Origin of the sequence: Chryseobacterium sp. CFS2 (genome assembly GCF_036543225.1) — a bacterium.
GTDB lineage: Bacteria > Bacteroidota > Bacteroidia > Flavobacteriales > Weeksellaceae > Chryseobacterium > Chryseobacterium culicis_A.
In genome coordinates this window covers 114,954-136,008 of sequence record NZ_JAZHQU010000010.1, presented here as the reverse complement: position 1 = coordinate 136,008, position 21,055 = coordinate 114,954, and the positions used below count along the sequence as shown (strand labels likewise).

16 protein-coding genes and 1 tRNA gene are annotated in these 21,055 nt (G+C 36.3%); 10 read left to right on the top strand and 7 right to left on the bottom strand.

The window, feature by feature from the left end:
* Positions 1–13: 13 nt before the first annotated feature.
* Together ODR02_RS20605 and ODR02_RS20600 are read right to left on the bottom strand one after the other, a co-directional pair.
* On the bottom strand, positions 14–547 hold the full coding sequence (locus ODR02_RS20605) for a YceI family protein (RefSeq protein WP_309513315.1): 534 nt from the start codon (positions 545–547) through the stop codon (positions 14–16).
* 107 nt (positions 548–654) lie between these two features.
* A complete protein-coding gene (locus tag ODR02_RS20600; RefSeq protein WP_105681884.1) occupies positions 655–1,227 on the bottom strand; it encodes a Crp/Fnr family transcriptional regulator in 573 nt (190 codons plus the stop codon).
* Between the two features lie 196 nt (positions 1,228–1,423).
* Between ODR02_RS20600 and ODR02_RS20595 the strand changes: the two genes are divergently transcribed.
* Positions 1,424–2,362: an SPFH domain-containing protein gene (locus ODR02_RS20595; RefSeq protein WP_309513314.1), complete on the top strand. Its 939-nt coding sequence runs from the start codon at positions 1,424–1,426 to the stop codon at positions 2,360–2,362.
* Positions 2,363–2,490: 128 nt separating this feature from the next.
* Here the strand turns inward: ODR02_RS20595 and ODR02_RS20590 are convergent, their stop codons facing one another.
* The gene (locus ODR02_RS20590; protein WP_245169678.1) at positions 2,491–3,105 is read right to left on the bottom strand and encodes a DUF4377 domain-containing protein; all 615 of its coding nucleotides are present in this window, start codon (positions 3,103–3,105) and stop codon (positions 2,491–2,493) included.
* Between the two features lie 135 nt (positions 3,106–3,240).
* On the opposite strand from ODR02_RS20590, the gene ODR02_RS20585 reads away from it, so the two are divergent.
* From ODR02_RS20585 to ODR02_RS20575, 3 genes are all read left to right on the top strand, one after another.
* Positions 3,241–5,262, top strand: a complete 2,022-nt coding sequence (locus ODR02_RS20585; RefSeq protein ID WP_309513313.1) for a hypothetical protein — start codon at positions 3,241–3,243, stop codon at positions 5,260–5,262.
* A 136-nt stretch (positions 5,263–5,398) separates the two neighbouring features.
* Positions 5,399–5,857, top strand: a complete 459-nt coding sequence (locus ODR02_RS20580) for a lipocalin family protein (RefSeq protein WP_309513312.1) — start codon at positions 5,399–5,401, stop codon at positions 5,855–5,857.
* A 25-nt stretch (positions 5,858–5,882) separates the two neighbouring features.
* Positions 5,883–6,347, top strand: a complete 465-nt coding sequence (locus ODR02_RS20575) for a hypothetical protein (protein ID WP_309513311.1) — start codon at positions 5,883–5,885, stop codon at positions 6,345–6,347.
* A gap of 333 nt (positions 6,348–6,680) precedes the next feature.
* Here ODR02_RS20575 and ODR02_RS20570 read toward each other — a convergent pair whose 3' ends face one another.
* From ODR02_RS20570 to ODR02_RS20555, 4 genes are all read right to left on the bottom strand, one after another.
* On the bottom strand, positions 6,681–7,013 hold the full coding sequence (locus tag ODR02_RS20570; protein ID WP_209784045.1) for a DUF962 domain-containing protein: 333 nt from the start codon (positions 7,011–7,013) through the stop codon (positions 6,681–6,683).
* Positions 7,014–7,167: 154 nt separating this feature from the next.
* Entirely contained in the window at positions 7,168–8,850 is a 1,683-nt protein-coding gene (locus ODR02_RS20565; RefSeq protein ID WP_209784046.1) for an APC family permease, read from the bottom strand.
* 104 nt (positions 8,851–8,954) lie between these two features.
* Entirely contained in the window at positions 8,955–11,207 is a 2,253-nt protein-coding gene (locus tag ODR02_RS20560; protein WP_309513310.1) for a CocE/NonD family hydrolase, read from the bottom strand.
* 149 nt (positions 11,208–11,356) lie between these two features.
* On the bottom strand, positions 11,357–13,597 hold the full coding sequence (locus ODR02_RS20555; RefSeq protein WP_309513309.1) for a CocE/NonD family hydrolase: 2,241 nt from the start codon (positions 13,595–13,597) through the stop codon (positions 11,357–11,359).
* 257 nt (positions 13,598–13,854) lie between these two features.
* Here ODR02_RS20555 and ODR02_RS20550 point away from each other — a divergent pair, with 257 nt between their 5' ends.
* The 6 genes from ODR02_RS20550 to ODR02_RS20525 all read left to right on the top strand — a co-directional run bounded on the left by ODR02_RS20550 (position 13,855) and on the right by ODR02_RS20525 (position 20,837).
* Entirely contained in the window at positions 13,855–16,818 is a 2,964-nt protein-coding gene (locus tag ODR02_RS20550; protein WP_209784049.1) for a tetratricopeptide repeat protein, read from the top strand.
* A 3-nt stretch (positions 16,819–16,821) separates the two neighbouring features.
* Positions 16,822–17,313 carry a hypothetical protein gene (locus ODR02_RS20545; RefSeq protein WP_209784050.1) on the top strand — a complete coding sequence of 164 codons (492 nt, stop codon included), beginning with the start codon at positions 16,822–16,824 and terminating at the stop codon, positions 17,311–17,313.
* A gap of 34 nt (positions 17,314–17,347) precedes the next feature.
* A complete protein-coding gene (locus ODR02_RS20540; RefSeq protein WP_209784051.1) occupies positions 17,348–19,111 on the top strand; it encodes a TonB-dependent receptor in 1,764 nt (587 codons plus the stop codon).
* Between the two features lie 69 nt (positions 19,112–19,180).
* Positions 19,181–19,252: transfer RNA gene (locus tag ODR02_RS20535), tRNA-Arg, on the top strand.
* A 168-nt stretch (positions 19,253–19,420) separates the two neighbouring features.
* Positions 19,421–20,059: a peroxiredoxin gene (locus ODR02_RS20530; RefSeq protein ID WP_309513308.1), complete on the top strand. Its 639-nt coding sequence runs from the start codon at positions 19,421–19,423 to the stop codon at positions 20,057–20,059.
* A gap of 52 nt (positions 20,060–20,111) precedes the next feature.
* Positions 20,112–20,837: a carbonic anhydrase gene (locus ODR02_RS20525; RefSeq protein ID WP_309513307.1), complete on the top strand. Its 726-nt coding sequence runs from the start codon at positions 20,112–20,114 to the stop codon at positions 20,835–20,837.
* Positions 20,838–21,055 lie beyond the last annotated feature (218 nt).

The window sequence follows — 21,055 nt, the reverse complement described above, 5'->3', positions numbered from 1 at the left end:
AAGGTGAATAGAATTAATAAGCTTCCGCAACAAGATGAATATGTAAATCAAAATTGTTGTAGATCAAAGTGTCTCCGAGATTGGTGAAGAAATTGGAGGATCTGAATTTGATATTGAATTTCGTTCTGTCGACTATGATTTTGGTTTTTAAAACAGCCGTATCGTTTGTTGTTATAATATGCAGGCTGGTGTCGATAGGATGGGTAATCCCTTTTATGGTAAGATCTCCTTTTACATAATAAAGGTTTTCATCACCAGGTTCAGCGTGAGTGATTTCGAAGTAGGCTTCAGGAAATATTTCAGAATTAAAGAAATCATCAGAAGCCAGGTGATTGGCAAACTGCGTATTGGTTTCAGCATCTTCAATATCAAGAATCCTGATGGTGCGGGTATCAATGGCAAACTTGCCAGATACAGTTTTTCCTTCTCCTAATGTAAAGTTTCCTTCTTTTACATTAATTGTACCGTTGTGAGCTCCGGTTACTTTTCTGCCGATCCAGTTGATGGTACTGTTTCCGGCATTGACTTTAAAATTTTTTGTGTCCATTTTTATTGGGTTTAAATATTGACACAAAGTTCAGTCGATCGAAAGAAAAAGTTACGTGATGTACCTCACAAAATAGAGGCGGAGATCAATCATTGTAAAGATGTTAATTATTGGTGCAGTCTGCTCAGAGTTTCTCTCGTTACCCCAAGATAAGAAGCAATCAGATGCTTTGGAACCAGATTATACAATTGAGGATACATGGATAAAAGCTCCTGATACCGGAATTTGGCATCGTTATTCATAAAAGATAGCAGACGTTTCTGCGCAGCAACATATCCTTTATTGGTTCTCCATCGGAAAAAATGTTCAACCTCGTGAATTTCATTGCAGATTTTTTCTCTGTCTTCATTGGAAATAGAGAGTATTGTTGCGTTGGTGATACAATCTACATTGATAGTAGCTCTTGTTTTGTTATAAAGTGCATCAAAATCGGTAACCCACCAGGTCGGCATAGCAAACTGGAGAATAAACATTTTCATGCTGTCATTAAGATAAAAAGCTTTTAAACAGCCTTCAAGCACAAAATATTCATGGTTTACAAAGTCACCCTCCAGGATCAGGCTTTGTCCTTTCTTTAAAGTAATCAGATTAAAATGGCCAAAAACATAATCCAGCTGCTCGTCTGTGAGCGTCGTAAATTTTGAAATGTGATCTTTTAATATTTCTTTAGAATTAACCATGATGAGTAATGAATATTCAAAAGTAAGTCTTTTTCAGAATAATTTTAATTTAAATAATGCGATACTTCCGATGTTTGATTTCCTGAAGATGATCCCCTAAGTCTTAAATTTATTTTTCATATATTTAAGCAAACACCAGTAAAAATGTTTTTAACAAAACAGGATTTATTGCGACACATTAGAAAAACTTAAAACTATGGGTATATATTTAGCGCCCGTTATTTTCTTCGGGCTTATCATTTTATTTGCTTCGTTTTTTGTTGTTAAACAGGAAACTGCAGTTATTATTGAACGTTTCGGAAAATTTCGGGGTGTAAAACATTCAGGGCTTCATCTTAAACTGCCCATCATAGATCAGATTGCGAAAAGACTTAATTTGAGAATTCAGCAGCTGGACGTAATGATTGATACGAAAACATTGGATAACGTTTTCATCAAAATGAAAATTTCTGTTCAGTACCAGGTGATCCGAAGCCAGGTAGGAGATGCTTATTATCGTTTGGAAAATCCGGAAAATCAAATTACTTCATTTGTATTCGATGTAGTGCGTGCTGAGGTTCCGAAACTGAAACTGGACGATGTTTTTGTAAGAAAAGACGATGTGGCAATTGCGGTGAAAAGTGAACTTCAGGAAGCGATGAACAGCTACGGATATGATATTATCAAAGCGTTGGTAACAGATATTGATCCTGATGAGCAGGTAAAACACGCTATGAACAGAATTAATGCGGCAGAAAGAGAAAAAACAGCTGCAGAATATGAATCAGAAGCACAGAGAATCCGAATTGTAGCCGTTGCAAAAGCAGAAGCAGAATCTAAAAAACTTCAGGGACAAGGGATTGCAGACCAAAGAAGAGAAATTGCAAAAGGACTTGAAGAGTCTGTAAGAATGCTGAATAATGTAGATATCAATTCTCATGAAGCATCAGCGCTTATCGTGGTAACACAGCACTATGATACGCTGCACTCGGTGGGAGCAAGCAACAGAAGTAGTCTTGTACTTCTTCCCAATTCGCCTACTGCAGCCAGCGGAATGCTGAATGATCTGGTTGTAGCCATGACAACCGCCAATACAGTAGGAGAGACTACCAAAGGAAAATATCCTGATCCACCTCAGAAAGAAACCGGATTTTAAGATAGAAAGGAAAATGAAATATATAATTGTTAACTTTTCCGGATTGACCAAAAGTAACTTCTGACTTCATTCTTCCAGCTTCCAACATAAAAAAAAGTTCCTGAAATTTTCAGGAACTTTTTTATTAATTATTTCTTCGTTTTAGAAACTTGTTCTACCAATGTATATTTAATTGAAGAGGCGTCTGCCGGAGGGTTTTCGATTTTTTCTGTTTTTACTTTTAAAACATATTCGTAACCCGGTTCATAAGTAAATCCTTCAATACTGCTGTAGAAATTAGTCCAGTTTTCAGAAGCATTTTCTTTTACCTGCATGCATTTCATACGACCTGCTCCTGCAGAACAGTCTACGGTTTGTGGCCCTACGATAATTGTTTTTTCATTAGCTGCCAGTTCTTTCTTTTTTGTTTTAGAAACCTGTTTTACCAATGTGTATTTTATAGAAGATCCATCAGCTGGCGGATTGGCAATTTTTTCTGTTTTTACTTTTAAAACATATTCATATCCCGGTTCATAAGTAAATCCTTCGATATTGCTGTAGAAATTGGTCCAGTTTGCGGAAGTGTTTTCTTTTACCTGCAGACATTTCATAGGAGCTACGCCTGTACAGTCTGCTGTCTGTGGTCCTACGATGAATGTTTTTTCATCACCTGCGGATGCATTGGCTGTGGTTGTACATTGCGTCATTGCAAATAATGCTAATGCGGGTACAGTCCCCTTTAGAATTGTTGCTATACTTTTCATAAACTTGATTTTTTTCCCATACCTCGCAATTACTATGCCGAAATTGTAGTACTTCTGCTATTGCTTTTTATTTTTTTAATCGTTTAATTTGAATTTCTTAAACACTAACCACAAAACATAATTCTTATAATAAATATGGAAAATCAAATGCAAGTTGAAAATTACAGGATTCAAAAACCTGAAATGTGGGCAGGAAATATCGGGGATGAGGAAATAAAAAACCGAATCAAAGACTCCGAATTTGCCAAGAGACAAATTGATGAAGGTCGTGATTACTGCTATTTTTTAGACAAAAAATACTATACAAGCAATAAAGAAAACAGTGAATATGTCTGTATGGCATATACTCTGAACGAACCTGGAAACCTGGAAAGAGCCTCGGTTTCTGATGTCATTGTGGAAGAGAATGAAGTGTATCAGATTCACAGAATCAGTGTGTTGAGAGATGGCGTTTTGATTGATAAGATTCCGGATACGAAAATTAAAGTTCTTGACAGTGAGAATCAAAGTAGTGGAGGAGTTTTGAGCAGTAATAAAAAGATCAATATTACCATCAAAGATCTCAGACTGTATGATGTACTGATTCTGGAAGATTCAAGAATTAAAGAATTCACAGACCGTGATTTTCTAAGAAAGGAATTCTCAAAATACGTTTGGGTAAGTCCGGATAACTATTGGGCTTACGGCAGTTTTACATTCACTTTTATCAACGAACGTGAGCAGACTATTGCCTACAAAAAAACATTTTTCAGAGACGAACAGGGCCATGTTCTTGAGCCGGAAACGAGCTTCCTGAAGAAAGGAGAACAGTTTGTCATTGAAGAACAGAATTATATCAATCCTGTAGATTCCGGACGTGAAATTTTTCCTTATATAGATTTCGCTACAGACAGTAACTGGAAAGATCTTTCCAACTATATTGTACCCATCTATGAGGAGATTTTTAATGCTTCTTCTTTAGAGGATTTTGCTCCGAATCTGGTTGAAAAACTGGACGCTATAGCTGATCAGGATGAAAAACTGCAGTTTGCGATAGAATATGTGCAGAACCACATCTATTATATTTTCAATGCTGATGAAATGAATGGGCATAAGCCGCAGGAGCCGTCAGTAACCTATGAAAATAAACAGGGTGACTGTAAAGCAAAATCCGTTCTGTTAAAAGTAATCCTTGATTATATAGGAGTAGATGCATCCGTTGTACTGGTGAATTTTAATACCGATTATTATATTAAATATTATCTGCCATCATTGCTAAACTTTAACCATGTTGTCGTAAAAGTGAACTATAAAGGCGAAGAGTATTTTATTGATGCTACTATCCGTGATGAATTCGGGCTTATTGAAAACAGAGGATTTATGTATTTTATGCATTATCTGGAAGTGAAAAAAGATCAGGAACTGCAGGTAAGGAAATCTTATAAATTCCCTTATTTCTGTATTGATGAAAAAGTAGATCTGAATGCACAAGGGAATACCGGAAATCTTACTTTGTCAACTACTTACAAAGGAAGCAGAGCCAATGCGATGAGAAGATATTTTAAAAGTACCAATAAAAGAGAAATTATAGATACCTGGAACAGTTTCCTTTTCTATGCGCTTAATTATTCAGGAGACAGAAATGGTACTGATGTCAGAAATGTATTCAAAGATGCTGCAATTGATGTGGTAAGTGATGATAAAAGGCTGAATGAAGTCAAGATTCAATATACAGCGGTTGTTGAGAATCCGTATTTTGTAGATCCTCAGAAAAACCGTTTTCTGATGTACTTTGACCGAAATGTAGTGAAGGCAGGCGCAAGAGACTTTATGCACAAAGATTTACCATTCTGGCATAATTTCGACAGTGAGAAATATGAAATCAATCTCCATACAGATCAGAAAATTGATACGGAAGAAAAATATACCATTCAGGAAAGTACCATTGCAAATCCATATTTTGACTATAAAAGCCGTAAAAAAGTACATAAAAACGGGGCAAGTGTATCTATAGAATACCACCCTCTGGTCAATCTTGAGATTCCGCAAAATGAGTTTGAACAGTTCAGAACTGACCATCATACTGTTGCAGATAGTAATTTCGGACTGGGAATAGACATTATTGAACCAGGGCTGATGAATATGCTGAAATTCAGTTTTAAGAAGAAATTTAAATAAAACTTTAAATTCATAGTTTAAAATTTAAGGTTCAAAGTTTTAAGTTTAAAGTTTCAGCGGGCGGCTTCGCCGCCCGCTGAAACTTTTTATTCTAAGGATATATTCGTTTAAAATCATACAATTATAAGATTAACCCATGCACAAGATATTTGTTCTTGCGTTTTTTATGGCGGTTTCTCCATTGGTGAAGGCGCAAAAATTAACCAAAGAAAATGTTACAGGATTCTGGAAACTGAAGGAATCCGGATTTTATGAAGATAACAAGAAGGTAGTAAAACAATTTGATAACTGCCGTTTGATGAGGAATTATGCGATCCGGGAAGATGGTTTTGCCATTTATAGTTATGTGGAAGGAAAAACAGGTGACTGCAGTCCCTCAGAGCCCAGACTTTCTTTTTGGAGGATTGTAGAAAACAGAATTCAGTTCTATGTAGATGACCAAAATATTCTTGAAGAGGTGGAAGTGACATTGAATAAAGATCATACAATAACTTTTTCAAGTTATATTCCTAAACGGACAAGTGTGAATGGAGACGCTCTTGCTGAAAAAATAGTAAATACGGTTCACTACGACATACTTGAAAAAAAATATTAATGGTAAACCCTAAACTTTTTGACGTATGAATTATGTAACAATAATCTATCTCCTGAATATTCTGCTATATGCTTTATATTTCTTTGGAAGAACCGGAAGTGAGGTAGCAATGTCCAGCCTGGATTATACCGTTTCCGGAATCCTGTCCCTTTTTCTGATCTTTGCAGGATACCTGAATGCAAAGCAGAAAATGATCTACAGAACTGTTCTGTGGGTATTTTTTGTGAATGTATTTTTATTCATCTGTTCCGGTTTATTTGATCAGTTTGGAAGCCATTTTAATATCCTTTCCAATGGCAATAGTGACAGTTTTTTCTTTACACTGGCACTGCTTGTGTATAACGGGTATCTTTTCTCTCTAACGGTTATTCTTGAGGGTTCAGGACTGGCATTGATATTCCCGGTAGTATTATCTTTCATTCTGCCTTCATTGGGATATCTGATTGGGAAGAAGCTTCATCAGAATAAACAGAATTCTACCGACGCATAGTCATTGCGAACTGAAGGTGAAGCAATCTCAATAGAGAAATAGAATTTGGAATACTAAGTATAAGTTTTTTTGAACACGCAAAGGCGCTAAGATTTTTACAAACCAAGTGTATGTAAGACGCAAGGATTTTATCTTTGATAAAATTGGATACTGCATATTCTTAACCTCTCACTTCTAATGTGATCTTTGGGAAATTGATAATATTACTTGCTGAAAATCTGGGATTTTCTTGCGCCTTAAAATATACGCAAAATATGAATTCTTGCGCCTTTGCGTTTTCCAACATTAAATAATTTTAAGCAAAAAAAATAAGAGAAAAGTTTAAGGTTACCCTTAATTCTGAGGCTGATTATTGGATGTAAAGAATTTCTGTTTACCAATAAGCAGTTCAAAAAACAGTCTGAAATCTGAAATTAAAGACCATAAAGGATATTTGAAAGTAGCAGGTTTGTTTCTCTCAATCACAGCGTGACTGAACCACGCAAAGCCATAGCCTACAATGGGAATATACCATAGAAACCTTTCTTTTCCGGAACTTATGACATACCATATTACGAAAAATACGAGAAATGTTCCGATAAAGTGAAAAATACGGGTTCCTGTTTTACTATGTTCAGTAAGATAAAACTGGTAAAACTCTCTATATGTTTTAATTCTTTCAGTCATGGCAATCTAGTTTATTGATTCTATTGAAGTTAAAGCAATAATTCTGCCGATTTTGAAAGTGAATAAAAAAAGAAAAAGGCAAAATCGCAAATCAGTTTCTCCATCAGGTTTAACCTCTTTGCCATTTTGCCTTTTTACAATTATGCTTGTTTATTTAGCTATTCTTTAATTCTTTTCCCAGTTTACTGTTTTTGTATCCGTAGCAGAAGTAAATCACCATACCAATCAGGAACCACATCCCGAACCAGAACCAGTTCTCATGGCTCATTCCTGTAAGAAGGTACAGACATGAACTTAATCCAATCAATGGAATTAATGATAAATTCTTTACAAAAGTCACAATACATAAGATCAGGTTGATGATGATAAAGAAGAAAATAGAAGCTCTGAATTCTCCTTCATTAGGATCTGACCAGTTCATCAGGTTGTCAAAAAACTCTGGCTGCCATTTGTAGAAAGCCAGCAAACCGCCGATAAAAATAACAGGGAAGATGATTTTACCATTCACATAAGGAAGGTGAAATCTGCCTTTTATTTTTTCTTTAGCAGGAAGAAGAAGTACCCCGGCACACACCAATACAAATGCAAAAATAGTTCCGATACTTGTAAAATCAAGGATGAATGTTTTATCTGTAAATAGAATAGGAATTCCTACTACAACCCCGGTAACGACTGTTGCGTAAGATGGTGTTTTATATTTAGGATGTACTTTTTGAAATCTTTGAGGCATCAATCCGTCACGGCTCATTGCGTACCAGATTCTTGGCTGTCCCATCTGGAATACCAATAATACAGTGGTAATGGCAACAATCGCTACAAACGAAACAATAAGTTCCATCCAGGCTACATTAGCATTTGTTTTTTCAAATATGAATGAAAGCGGGTCTCCCACACCATCGAATTTCTTGTAATCTACCATTCCTGTTAATACAAGCGTCAATGCAATATAGATCACCGTACACAGTACAAGAGAGATGATCATTCCTTTTGGTAAGGTTTTTTGTGGATCTTTGGTCTCTTCAGAAAGTACACTCAAAGCATCAAATCCGATATAAGCGAAGAATACACCGGATACGGCACTCATTACTCCTGCAAAACCATTAGGCATGAAGGATGGTGTTCCGGTTGTAGGGCTTATTGGGGTCCAGTTTTCAGTGTTGACATAAGCACAGCCTACAAGAATTACCAGTATGATCACTGCCAGTTTTAAGATAACCAGAGAGTTGTTGAAGTTCTTGCTTTCCTTTACTCCTACATAACAAAGCCATGTAATCAAACCATTGATGACCAATGCCGGAATATCTACAATGAACTTTAAGCTTCCAATCAATGGGGCAGTATTCCATGCACTTAAAAGTTCTTTGTTTTCTGAACCATATTGAACGGCTTTTCTGGCTTCCGTATAACTGCAGGTCAGATAATCAGGGATATGCATTCCGAGACGTCCTAAGAAGCTCGTAAAATAATCTGACCAGGAAAAGGCTACGTAAATATTTCCGAAAGAATATTCCATGATCAGGGCCCAGCCAATTACCCAGGCAATCAGCTCTCCAAAGCTGGCATAGGCATAGGTGTAGGCAGATCCTGCCGTAGGAATTCTGCTGGCAAATTCAGCATAGCATAAAGCCGTAAATCCACAGGCAAAGCCGCAAATCAAATATAGTAGGATTACACCGGGACCACCTCTGAAAACGGCTTCTCCTAAACTACTGAAACTTCCAGCTCCAATAATGGCCGCTATACCAAAAAATACAATGTCCCATACACCTAAGACCCTTAAAAGTCCCGTTGAAGTATCTGTATCTGAATAGATTTTTCTTCTAAAAAGTTGACTCATTCAATAACTATATTTGATTTGAAAAAAAGCAAATGTAATGATTTTTTATTTTGATGTTAACAGTTGTTAAGAACATTTGGGGAAAAATGCTCAGACAAAAGGTTTTAATCTTTATAAACAGGGATTTCCACGTAGCTGTCATTGTACCATTTTATCTCCAGAGGTTCCCCGGAATCCTTTATTGTTTCATCACTTACATCTTTACCGGATCCATAATTGACCTGCCAGTTTTTACTTTTATTAACTCCTACCACTAATACCAGTTTGCTTCCCTTTTCTATTTTTTTGCTCATAAACAATGAATTTTTGATCGGGATCTGCTCCTTTTTGCCAGGCTTAAGAAGTTGGCGTTTGGAATTGTCTTTTGCAAAGCTGGCTCTTGTAAGATGTGTAGATAGTAAAAACGTCTTGCCATCCGGTTGTACCTGATACAATGCAGTACTAGGGTCAAAATCTTTCTTATTAATGGAAACGTTGAATACTCCGGATAAATTTCCACTTAGTATAATATCCCTGTCCAGAACTTCACTTTCAAAATGAACAGAATTGGTTACATATACACTATCCTGTTTGCTTACTTTATGATAAAGATACTTTGGATTTCTGTCTTTAAAGTCAATGGTCTGTTGGGTAAATTGCTCGGTTTGGGGTTTTTCAAAAACCGAAGATCCGTCTTTATGATCCTGAAGATAAAATTTAAGCGTAGAAGAGTGCATTTTATCAAGACTGGGAACATGTTTCCATGTATTACTGCTCATAATCTGGAAATTGACTTTATCTTTTAGAAGTTCCGGTTTTTTGCCGTCTTTCAGAATATAATCGAACCATGAAAAAGCGAGTTCATCAATACTTATCCTGGCTACAGGATCTATGAGGGTGCTCCCGGTACCATAGACATAATTGTATCCATAACTTTGAGCTCCTGCGTGATCATAAGGGCCTATCACTAAATAATGGTTAGGGTGTTTGTTGTATTGGTGATGTTGTTTATAATAATACAATGCTCCGATCTGATCAGCATCATAATAGCCTGTAGTCGTTAAAACAGGAATGTTTATTTTAGCAAAATCCTTTTTATAAGGAACCATTTTTTGCCAGTATTTATCATAACCGGGATGATCCAGCCATCGTTGGAAAATTTTATTGGGTTTCCCGCTTATGGAATCCAGGGTTCTGAATGATTTGCCGCTTTTATACCACGCTGTATTAATAGAATCCCATTTTGGATAATTAGTGAAGGTTGCTTCATCGGTCAGCTTATTATTGGTGACATAGCGAATCCACTGCATCATATAGCTCATGAATACATTGTTTTGAGCAGGATAATCGATCCCGATTCCTACCGCTACCTGAGGTACGATTGTTTTCAAAGCCGGATGCAGTTTTTTTGCCGCTGCCCATTGGCTGAATCCTAAATAACTTCCGCCTATCATTCCTACTTTACCATTGCTCCAGGGTTGTTTGCTTACCCAGTCTATGACTTCATAAAGATCCTGTGCTTCATCTTCAAATGGATTATTGGGGTCATTACTGTTTCTTTTTCCACGGGTATTCACCACGGCTCCTACATAATTGTAAACGGCTGCTCTTTTTCCCATCCCTGCATCTGCAAGTTCTCCGGCATAAATATTATTGGTAAGAATAACGGGAAGAGGAGAGGTGTTTTCTTTTTTTCGTACAATAGTAATCGTGAGCTTCGTTCCGTTTTTTAAGGTAAGGTTCTGGGTATCGATGATGAATTTTTCCTGCTCCTTTGCTTTAAATAGCTGCATAATCTGAGGCTTGATGCTGGAATAAGTCTTATAATTGACATAATTTTTACATAAAGCCAGTGCGGAAGCGTAATCTATACTATCCTTATCTTTTTGTTTGGCAAGGGCTGTTTTCAGAGATTTTTTATAATCCTTTACATCACCATCCAGAATGGTCCCTATTTTGGCAATCAGCGGATCGGGTAAACTTTCATATTTTGTAGTGAAGGCTGCTTGAAGAGCATTGGGAAAAGAAACTTTTTTATCTTTTTCCATCAGTTTGGCCATGCTGTAGATTTCATAAGCGAGAGATTTGTTCCCTGCCATATTATGATCTGCATATTCTTTACGGTAATCAGTTAAGCTGGCAATAGAATTTTTGTAATCTTTTGCAGCGAGCTGTAAACGAAACAGGTTGTCTAAAAATGTGACGTTAGATTTCGGTTTATTTTTAGGAGACTGATGTTCAGTAATCACCTTGAGAGCAAGTTCCGGGATTTGTTTTTCCAGAATGACAGAATCTGTTGCTGCTGTTTTCGGAAAGTAAAACTTCTGGGCCTGCATTAGATTGACAAAAACTAATGCTAAAAGTATCTTAAATTTCATTAATAGTGTATTTTGAGCTGCTGCTGAAAAAGCCTTACATTAAAATAAGGTCTTGATCATTGATTACCCAATTGGTTATTTTTTTTAGCTGACTAAAATAAGAATTTTTATCATATAAAGTCTGCTGGAATTTGCTCAGACAAAAGGTTTTAATCTTTATAAACAGGGATTTCCACGTAGCTGTCATTGTACCATTTTATCTCCAGCGGTTCCCCGGAATCCTTTATTGTTTCATCACTTACATCTTTACCGGATCCATAATTGATCTGCCAGTTGGGATTTTTATTGACACCCACTAATAACAGGAGCTTGCTTCCTTTTTCTATCCTTTTGCTCATAAAATAGGAATTGTTGATCGGAATCTGTTCTGTTTTATTGGGTTCCAGAAGCTGTCGTTTTTCGTTATTCTTTGCATAGCTGGCTCTCACGATATGAGTGGACAATAATGAAGACTTTCCATCCGGTTGAATCTGATACAGGTAAGTATCGGTATCAAAATCTTTTTTATTGATGGAAACATTGAAGATCCCTGACAGATTTCCACTGATGATCATATCTTTATCCAATACTTCACTTTCAAAAGTGATAGAATTCGTTATTTTTATGCTGTCTTTTTTGCTGACTTTGTAATAGACGTCTTTCTGATCCCTGTTTTTAAAATCAACCGTTTGTTGAGTGAAATTGTGAGTCTCAGGCTTATTGAATACCGAAGATGTATTTTTCTTGTCCTGAAGATAGAATTTCAAAGTAGAAGTATGCATTTTGTCAAGATCAGCTACATGCTTCCAGGTATTGGTATTCATCACCTGAAAATTGATTCTGTCTTTTAATATTTCCGGCTTTTTTCCGCCTTTTAGAATGTAATCAAACCATGAAAAGGCAAGATCATCAATGCTTATTCTGGCCACCGGATCAATAGGATTGCCATTCACGTAAGTAAATCCGAAACTTTGTGCTCCTCCGTGATTGTAAGGACCTATGACAAGATAATGGTTTGCATTTTTATTGTACTGATGATGTTGCTTGAAATAATACAGAGCCCCTATCTGATCATCATCATAATATCCTGTTGTCGTTAGAATAGGAATATTGATTTTAGAGAAATCCTCTTTATAAGGGACCATTTTCTGCCAGTACTGATCATATCCCGGATGATCCAGCCATCGTTGGAATATTTTGCTTGGCTTACCGCTTATTGTATCTAAAGATCTGAATGATTTTCCGCTTTTGTACCATTTTGTATTGATAGAATCCCATTTTACGGCATTGGCAAAATCCTTTTCATCGGTAAATTTGTTATTGGTTACATATTGTATCCATTGCAGCATATAGCTCATGAAGATATTATTCTGAGCCGGATAATCGATCCCGATTCCTACGGCAACCTGAGGCACGATAGTTTTTAATGCAGGGTGCAGTTTTTTTACTGCCGCCCACTGGCTGAATCCCAAATAACTTCCTCCAATCATTCCTACCTTTCCGTTGCTCCACGGTTGTTTGCTTACCCAGTCTATTACTTCATAAATGTCTTCAGATTCATGCTCAAAAGGATTGTTCACATTATTGCTGTTTCTCTTACCCCGGGTATTAACAACAGCGCCTACGTAATTATAAGTAGCAGCCCTTTTTCCGAAGAAATCATCAATAGGCCCAGCATAGATATTATTAGTAAGAATAACAGGAAGCGGAGAGGTATTATCTTTTTTTCGAACAATGGTAATCGTTAAGGTATTTCCATTTTTTAATTTTAAATCTCTGGTTTCAGTAATAAATTTTTCGTTATTTTTTGAAGCCAGCAGCTGCATCACCTGAGGTTTGATGCCAGAATAGGTTTTATAACTCAGGTAGCTTTTGCATAATGCAAGAGCCGTTCTGTAATCAATGCTGTCTTTATCTTTTTGTTTATCCAGTAGTTTGTTCAATTGTTTTCGGGATTCTCTTACATCTCCGTCAAGGGCAAGGATAAGTCTGGGAATCAGTTTTTCCGGAAGGCTTTCATATTTTTGATTGAATACTTTCTGGAGTGCACCGGAAAAAGAAGTGTTATTTTCTTTTTGGGCCATCTTAGCCATGCTGTACAGTTCGAATCCTATATATCTGTATCCTCCCATATTATGATCAGCAAAAAGATTACGGTTTTCGGAAAGAGAAACTAACGAATTTTTATAATCCTGTGCCACCATCTGTAAACGGAAAAGATTGTCCATAAGATCCACCGTATTTTCCGGTTTGTATTTGGCGGATTGAAGTTGGGGTATCACTTGCTGAGCAAGTCCCGGCATCTGTTTTTCCAATATAACAGAGTCTGTGACAGCTGCCTTTGGAAAGTGAAATTTTTGCGCCTGCAGGAGGTTTACAAAAATTAATGCTAAAAGTATCTTAAATTTCATATATAGTTTGTTTATGGTATGTTTTTCGCTGCTGTTCAAAAAAGTATCCGGTCAAAATAGGTTTTTGATAACTATCTATTAAAATTGTTTACATTTTATCAGACGAAAGTAGTAAATTTTATCATTGTGTAGTGAGAAAATTTTCATTGTTATGGAATGAATATTAACAACCATTAACGCTGTTAAAACTTGCTTAAACAATAAGTTTTTAATATTTTCGTTAACTTATTTAGACTAATTTTCTTATATCAAGAAGAATGAAATCAAAAAAAATACTCTTAGCGGCTGCTGTAATCTATTTCGGAATCTCCGATGCTCAACAGTCCCAATATTTTACCCAGAAAGAAAATTACAGGTTTAATCTAGCCGAAAATCTTTATCAAACTAAAATATACAACGCTTCTCAATACGAATATGCAAGACAATACTTCTATAATCAGAATTTGTCCCGCTCGAAAAAGGAAGGTGCGCAGTTTTTTGATAATGTAATTGGTGTGATTCTTCAGAAAAATCATGCTGAAGAAGGATTAACCGCTTTCATGAAAGAATATCCGAATTCTGCTTATTTTGCGCAGGCTAATCTTCCTTTGGCGGATTATTACTTGGCAAAAAAAGACTTTGACAAGGCGCTGGAAACTTTGAAAAAAGTGAATCAGTATCAGCTTTCAAAAGAAGAGAATACACAGTATATTCTGAAGCTTGGCTATGCAAAATTCATGACGGGTGATTCTAAAGGCGCCATTGATGCTCTGGAAGAAGCTTATAAAACAGCAGATCAGTCTCAAAAAGGAGATATCGCTTATATGCTTGGGCATTTATATTACAGCAACAGACAGAATGATAAAGCTTTCCAATATTTTGATTCTGTAAAAGATCAGGATAAATTCTCTAAGCTGGTACGTCCTTATTATGTACAGATGTATTATAATGACAAGAACTACGATCAGGCGATTACAGAAGGAAATGCTCTGTTAAACGAAAATATTTCAGATTCTTATAAAGCGGAAGTTCACAAGATCATCGGAGAGAGCTATTTCATGAAGAATGATTACACTTCTGCCTATCCGCATTTGAAAGATTATCTCAGCGTACAGCAGAATCCGTCTGAAAACGATTTGTATGAGATGGGATTTGTGGCTGCACAGCTTAAAAAATATGATGAAGCGGTTTCCTATTACAACCAGCTTCTGAACAGTAATTCTGCGTTAGCTCAAAATGCTTACTACCAGTTAGGAAATGCTTACCTGGCAGTAGATAAAAAACAGGAAGCTCTTTCAGCATTCCGTTCTTCTTATCAGATGGATTATGATGCGAAAGTGAAAAAGCTGGCTCATGAGCAGTATGCTAAACTAAGTTATGATATTGGTAACCCGTTTGAAAGTCCTTCTGCGGTAATCCAAAGTTATATCAATGATAATCAGAATGGAGCCAATGCCACAGAAATGAGGTCATTATTGGTGAAATCATATCTGTATTCCGGAAACTATAAAGAAACGCTGAACGCTATTGACAGATTGCAGAGCTCAACGCCTGAAATCAACAAAGTAGATCAGGAAGTTTCTTATTTATTGGGAACTGAAGAGTTCAACAAAGGAAACTATGATGAAGCTGAGAAATATTTCTTAAGAAGTCTTGGTTTCAATATCAATAAGGAATTCAACAGCCGGGCTTTATACTGGCTGGCACAGGTGTATTACCAGAAAGGGAATTATCCGTCTGCCATTGTTCGTTACGAGAAACTTCTTACCGAAAGCTTCCCTGAGAAACAACAGTTGCCTTATGATTTAGGATATGCTTATTTTAAATCCAAGAAATTTGATCAGGCATCAACGTATTTCAAACAGTATCTTACCAATCCGAAGCCGGAATTTAAAAATGATGCAGAACTTCGTCTTGCAGATATTCATTATGCGAATAATGACCTGAATGAAGCAATTGCCATCTATGATAAAAATGAAGATGCTACGGATTATACTTTGTACCAAAAAGCCATGGCTTTAGGATTTAAAGGAGATACACAGGCGAAGATTACCAACCTTAAAAACCTTTTATCAAAATATCCGGATTCCGAATATTACGATGATGCTCAATATGAAATAGGAACAGCCTATGCTGCTCAGGATGATTTTGCCAATTCCAATGATTATTTCGGAAAAGTAATTAAAGGATCTTCGGACAAAGATCTGATCGCCAATGCTTCTATTTACAGAGCGCAGAATTATATTGATCAGAATCAAAACGATAAAGCACTTTCTGAGCTTAAATCTTTGGGTGAGCAGTATAAAAATACAGCCTATGCTCAAAAGGTTGTTCAGGCTGCAAAACCTATCTTTACGAAAAACGGAGATGTTTCCGGATATGAAAATTTTGCAAGAAATATTGGGGTGAATGTAGATGCTGCAGAAATTGATGAAATCAACCTTTCTACCGGTAAACAATATTTCGCGAAGAAAGATTATAAAAATGCAATTTCTTACTACGAAAAGTATCTGACACAGAATCCAACAGGTGAGGGATTGTATCAGGCGAAGTATGAATTAGGAGAAAGTTACTACCAAACCAATAATTCAACTAAAGCTTTACTTGTTCTTCAGGAAGTTGCTGGAATTCAGAATGATTACCAGGATGACGCACAAACTCGTTTAGCTCAAATCTTTATCGCACAAGGTAATACTGCGGAAGCGAAAAAGTACCTTGAAGGCATTAAAAACTCTTCCAATATCAGCATTAAAAACTATGCAAATGTAGAGCTGATGAAACTGTATGCTGAAGAAAATAACTTCTCTGAAGCTGAAAAATTAGCTAATGCAGTAATCGCTAATTCTAAAAACTCAGCAGCGGTAATTGAAACGGCAAAAGTGATCAAAGCAAGAAGTCTGATGAACTCAGGAAAAGATAAAGATGCTCAGGCGGCCTATGTTTCTCTTGAGAAATCATCCAACACTTCAGTAGCTGCGGAAGCTTTGTATGCTAAAGCGTATTATCAGAACAAAGGAAAAGCTTTCAAATCTTCTAATGAAACGATCTTTAAGCTTGCCAATAACTATGCATCAGAAGAATTCTGGGGAGCGAAAGCCCTGGTATTGATGGCGAAAAACTATATCGGTCTGAAAGATAACTATCAGGCAAGTTATACATGTGACCAGATCATTACCAATTATAAGGATTTCCCTGAAATTGTTGCTGAAGCTAAAGAAGTTAAAAAACAGATTAAGAAATAGGACATGAAGGTGTTTAAAATTACCACATATTCTTTTTTAATTTCTGCTTCTCTTTGGAGCTGCATTCCATCGTACAGTGCATATCCTAAAGAGTATAACCACGCAAAAGCTGATTTTCCTAAGCAAAAGGCTTTTGTAGTGAATAAGGATCTTGAGAAAGAGTTTAAGATTTTAAAACATTCTGATATTTATGAAATTGTAGATGACAGTACCCATGCAGTTAAAATAACACTGCATCCCATGCTGACCCGTACTCCGCCATGTGGAAATCCTATGATTGGGAGTATGCTTACAGTGGGATTACTGCCTTCAGGATTTCCTTACGATATTTCTTACAGTTATGATGTAGCTGAGAACAGCACAACAAAAAATTATCAATACAAATTACAAGTTTATCAAAGCCTTTGGCTGTTTAATATATTCAGACTAGGGAGAACTTTTTCAAAACAGTCAGGGAAAGCTTTATTAGGCAATTATATTGCTTCCAATAAATAAAACCCGTTATATATTTTTTTCAAATAAAGAAAATATGAACAAGAAGATTCAAATATTATCCATATTATTTTTAGGAATTTCGTCAGTGGCGTTTTCCCAGATCAAGGAGGAAAAACTGGTTCTTAACAAAAAGAGAGAGCCGGAAGTGAAGAAGATCGAGAAGAAGAAAACTTCTGTGGAAACCATTAAAAATTATCCGCCGGAAGAGAAATCGCAAACCCCTGTGAAGTATACCATCACAGATGTTCCTGCTGTTTCAGACTTCAAAACGTCTACCATTCAGGGGGAAGATGTTGCTCCGAAATTTGACGGAACGGCTCAGAATAATTACTTCCAGTTCGGGATGGGTAATTACGGAAAAGTGCTGGTAGACGGAAACGTTTCAAAAACCCTTGAAAATAAGTTTGAAGTAGGAGCAGATGTTCATGTACTTTCCACCAATGGTCTTAAAAAAGATTACGACTGGAAATCCGGGCAGACTTCAGCGAATATCGGAGCTTTCTTAAACTCTTATGGAGAAAAAGGAAAATTCAATATCAATGCAGAATATGGTTTAGACAGCTATAATTATTACGGTATTTATGCCATGCAGCCAACGGGTGAACTGGATCTGAAGCAGAAAGTCAATCAGTTTAAAGTAAACGGTTACTATGATTTTTATTCCAACGAAATTTTAAATGATGTAAGGGTAAAATCTTCTTTCCTTAAAGATCATTTTGATGCTCAGGAAAACCAGGTTTCCATCCTTGCCAATTTCTCCAAACATGCGGTGGAATTAGGAAAATCAGGAATCAATCTGAATGCTGATCTTGGAGTAGGATTGGATGCTGTTAAGACCGATTTTGCGATCAGGGATAAAAACTCTTCCAATTTCTTCAATACCAGCCTGACCCCGAAAGTGACGTTCAGAAAAGGGGATTCTTATTTAACCTTAGGTTCTTCATTCTCTTTCCTGAATGCTAAAAACTCTAATGATCAGCTGGAACAGCAGAAAAATAATAAAACGTATTGGTTTCCACAGGCAGAATTTCAGTTTGCGGCTGCCAAAGAATTTAAATTCTACGGAGGGGTAGACGGAGGTTTGAAGCTGAATACTTACGGGGATATGCTGCAGGCGAATCCATTCATCCTTTCTGACCAGTTTTTAAAGCCTACAGAGACGAAATATCATTTTTATGTAGGATTGAGAGGAGATATTGATGAAACGCTGAAATACGACTTCTCTGCAGGGTACGGAAAAATGAGAGATATTATGTTCTTTAAAGCCAACGGTCTTTTTGACAATACCTCTGTTAACCGTTCTGCCTACAATTTTGCCAATACATTCTCCGCAGTATATGACGATGGAAATGTAAGTGATATCAAAGGTAGCGTGCAGTATTTCCCATTGGCTAACCTTATTTTAGATGGAGAATTAAGATTTACAAAGTACGATCTTAAGAATTACGACAATATTTATAACGTTCCATTGTTCAATGCGAGCATCGGGGCAAAATATACTATGCTTGACAAAAAGTTATTGTTAGGTTTCAAAGGAATCTTTGCAAGTGACAGAACTACAAATTCTTATGCAATCGAAGGGGTAGGAGCTCCGAATGTAATTTTCCAGTCTACAGAAAATACAAACGATAAAGTTGGTGGTTATGCTGATTTAAATCTTTCTGCAGAGTATAAAATTCACAAAAATTTCAGTATTTTCGCACTCGGAAATAATCTTCTGAGCTCAAAATACCAGACGTACAAAGGCTATAAAGTCCTGGGTGCACAGATTCTGGGAGGTGTGAAAATTACTTTCTAAAGGTAGAAGGATAGATGTAAAAAGGCCCGGCGCCTGTTACCTGAATCCTACAATCTGCTACCTGGAATAGGCTGCATAGTTTAATGGATAGAACTTCGGATTTCGGCTCCGACAGTGAGGGTTCGAATCCTTCTGCGGTCACAAAGCTCCTTTTTAGGAGCTTTTTTTATGCCTTTTTTTCCAGAAAATTTATTCCTTCCTGCCATTAATATTTACATTGTTATAGTGTAATGTTTACGGGCTACATTATTTAATCCATCAGTTTATAAATAGTTTTGCAAATAATAATGATCAATTAAAATAAAAATAATGATGTCAATTAAATTAGGTGATACTGCCCCAAATTTTCAGGCTGATTCGTCTGTTGGTACAATAGATTTTTATAATTATCTTGGGAATTCATGGGGGATTTTATTTTCTCATCCTGCAGATTATACCCCTGTATGTACTACGGAGTTGGGAATGACAGCAAAGTTGCAATCGGAATTTGATCGCCGCAATACTAAAGTGATTGCATTAAGTGTTGATAGAGTAGAAGATCATCAGAATTGGATCAAAGACATTAATGAAACGCAAATGACTTGTGTTCATTTTCCAATCATTGCTGATGATGATCTTGCCATTTCAAAGCTTTACGATTTCATTCATCCTAATGCATCTGCAACATCAACAGTTCGTTCTTTGTTAATTCTTGATCCCAATAAAATTATTCGTTTAATGATTACTTATCCTGCATCTACAGGGCGTAATTTTGATGAAATATTGCGCGTTCTAGATTCTTTGCAATTAGTGGATACTTATACGATAGCAACTCCGGTTAATTGGAAAGCTGGTGATGATGTCATTATTCCTCCCGCTATTTCAACAGAGGATGCAAGACAATTATATCCCAAAGGAGTTAGAGAAATTAAATCTTATTTAAGATATACGCCTCATCCTGTTGACTAAGATACACTTATTAAGGTAACCCGATTTAAAGATAAATTAACAAGCACAGCTCATGATGAATAAGAAAAAAATTATTTTATTAAGTCTATTACTCTCTGGATTGGCAGTTTCATGTAAAAAAGCAGAAAATAGAAAGACTCAGTCAAAGATTTCTTCTCATGTACTGACAAAAGAACAACAGGATAAACTAACAGGTGAAGAGGTTCTGAAAGATTTTATGGAAGGAAATAAAAGATTCCAGGATGAAATTGTAATTAAGAGTGCGCCTACAAAACATACAGGAAAGCTTGTAACGGGTCAGTTTCCTAAAGCTATGATCGTAAGTTGTTCAGATAATGCTGTTTCCGTAGATGATATTTTTGATCAGGGTTTGGGAGATATTTTTGAGGGAAGAGTAGCTGGAAATTTTGTAGATGAAGAGGTGTTGGGAAGTATTGAGTTTGCTTGTATAGTAGAGGGTGCCAGACTTGTCGTGGTAATGGGGCATCAACATTGTGAAGCTGTAAAAGCAGCTATTGACAATGTCAGGTTTGGTAATATTGCAGCGACACTTTACAGGCTAAGACCAGCGGTGAATATCAGTCTAGGTTTTACAGGAATGAAAACCTCAAAAAACAATGAGTTTGTAAAGTTCGTTTCTGAAAATAATGTCAAAATAGCACTCAATGATATACGGAAGAAAAGTCCGATCCTTAAGGAAATGGAGGATAATGGAAAGATAAAAATTGTTGGGACATTGTATAATCCTGCAGATGGAACATTGGAGTTAGTACAGTAATTCAGACTGCTAATTTGTTTCGAATTCATGCTATTCAATATGCTGAGTTGTCTGAAATCAGTTGACATAAAATTGAACAATATTAAATCCGGAGAAACTGTTTTCTCTGGATTTTTTTTTGAGTTTCATTCTAATGACCGTTTTACCATTTACACAATAATCCTTTTTTGACTACAATCAGGTAGTACTATTATGTGGGCTCAACAACTTATATCTAC

Excerpts from the sequence above, each read along its gene's own strand:
- ODR02_RS20590 (WP_245169678.1), bottom strand. The coding sequence starts at position 3,105 with ATGAAAAGTATAGCAACAATTCTAAAGGGGACTGTACCCGCATTAGCA.
- ODR02_RS20600 (WP_105681884.1), bottom strand. The coding sequence starts at position 1,227 with ATGGTTAATTCTAAAGAAATATTAAAAGATCACATTTCAAAATTTACG.
- ODR02_RS20605 (WP_309513315.1), bottom strand. The coding sequence starts at position 547 with ATGGACACAAAAAATTTTAAAGTCAATGCCGGAAACAGTACCATCAAC.
- ODR02_RS20545 (WP_209784050.1), top strand. The coding sequence starts at position 16,822 with ATGAAGGTGTTTAAAATTACCACATATTCTTTTTTAATTTCTGCTTCT.
- ODR02_RS20530 (WP_309513308.1), top strand. The coding sequence starts at position 19,421 with ATGATGTCAATTAAATTAGGTGATACTGCCCCAAATTTTCAGGCTGAT.
- ODR02_RS20540 (WP_209784051.1), top strand. The coding sequence starts at position 17,348 with ATGAACAAGAAGATTCAAATATTATCCATATTATTTTTAGGAATTTCG.
- ODR02_RS20525 (WP_309513307.1), top strand. The coding sequence starts at position 20,112 with ATGATGAATAAGAAAAAAATTATTTTATTAAGTCTATTACTCTCTGGA.
- ODR02_RS20570 (WP_209784045.1), bottom strand. The coding sequence starts at position 7,013 with ATGACTGAAAGAATTAAAACATATAGAGAGTTTTACCAGTTTTATCTT.
- ODR02_RS20585 (WP_309513313.1), top strand. The coding sequence starts at position 3,241 with ATGGAAAATCAAATGCAAGTTGAAAATTACAGGATTCAAAAACCTGAA.
- ODR02_RS20565 (WP_209784046.1), bottom strand. The coding sequence starts at position 8,850 with ATGAGTCAACTTTTTAGAAGAAAAATCTATTCAGATACAGATACTTCA.
- ODR02_RS20595 (WP_309513314.1), top strand. The coding sequence starts at position 1,424 with ATGGGTATATATTTAGCGCCCGTTATTTTCTTCGGGCTTATCATTTTA.
- ODR02_RS20555 (WP_309513309.1), bottom strand. The coding sequence starts at position 13,597 with ATGAAATTTAAGATACTTTTAGCATTAATTTTTGTAAACCTCCTGCAG.
- ODR02_RS20560 (WP_309513310.1), bottom strand. The coding sequence starts at position 11,207 with ATGAAATTTAAGATACTTTTAGCATTAGTTTTTGTCAATCTAATGCAG.
- ODR02_RS20575 (WP_309513311.1), top strand. The coding sequence starts at position 5,883 with ATGAATTATGTAACAATAATCTATCTCCTGAATATTCTGCTATATGCT.
- ODR02_RS20580 (WP_309513312.1), top strand. The coding sequence starts at position 5,399 with ATGCACAAGATATTTGTTCTTGCGTTTTTTATGGCGGTTTCTCCATTG.
- ODR02_RS20550 (WP_209784049.1), top strand. The coding sequence starts at position 13,855 with ATGAAATCAAAAAAAATACTCTTAGCGGCTGCTGTAATCTATTTCGGA.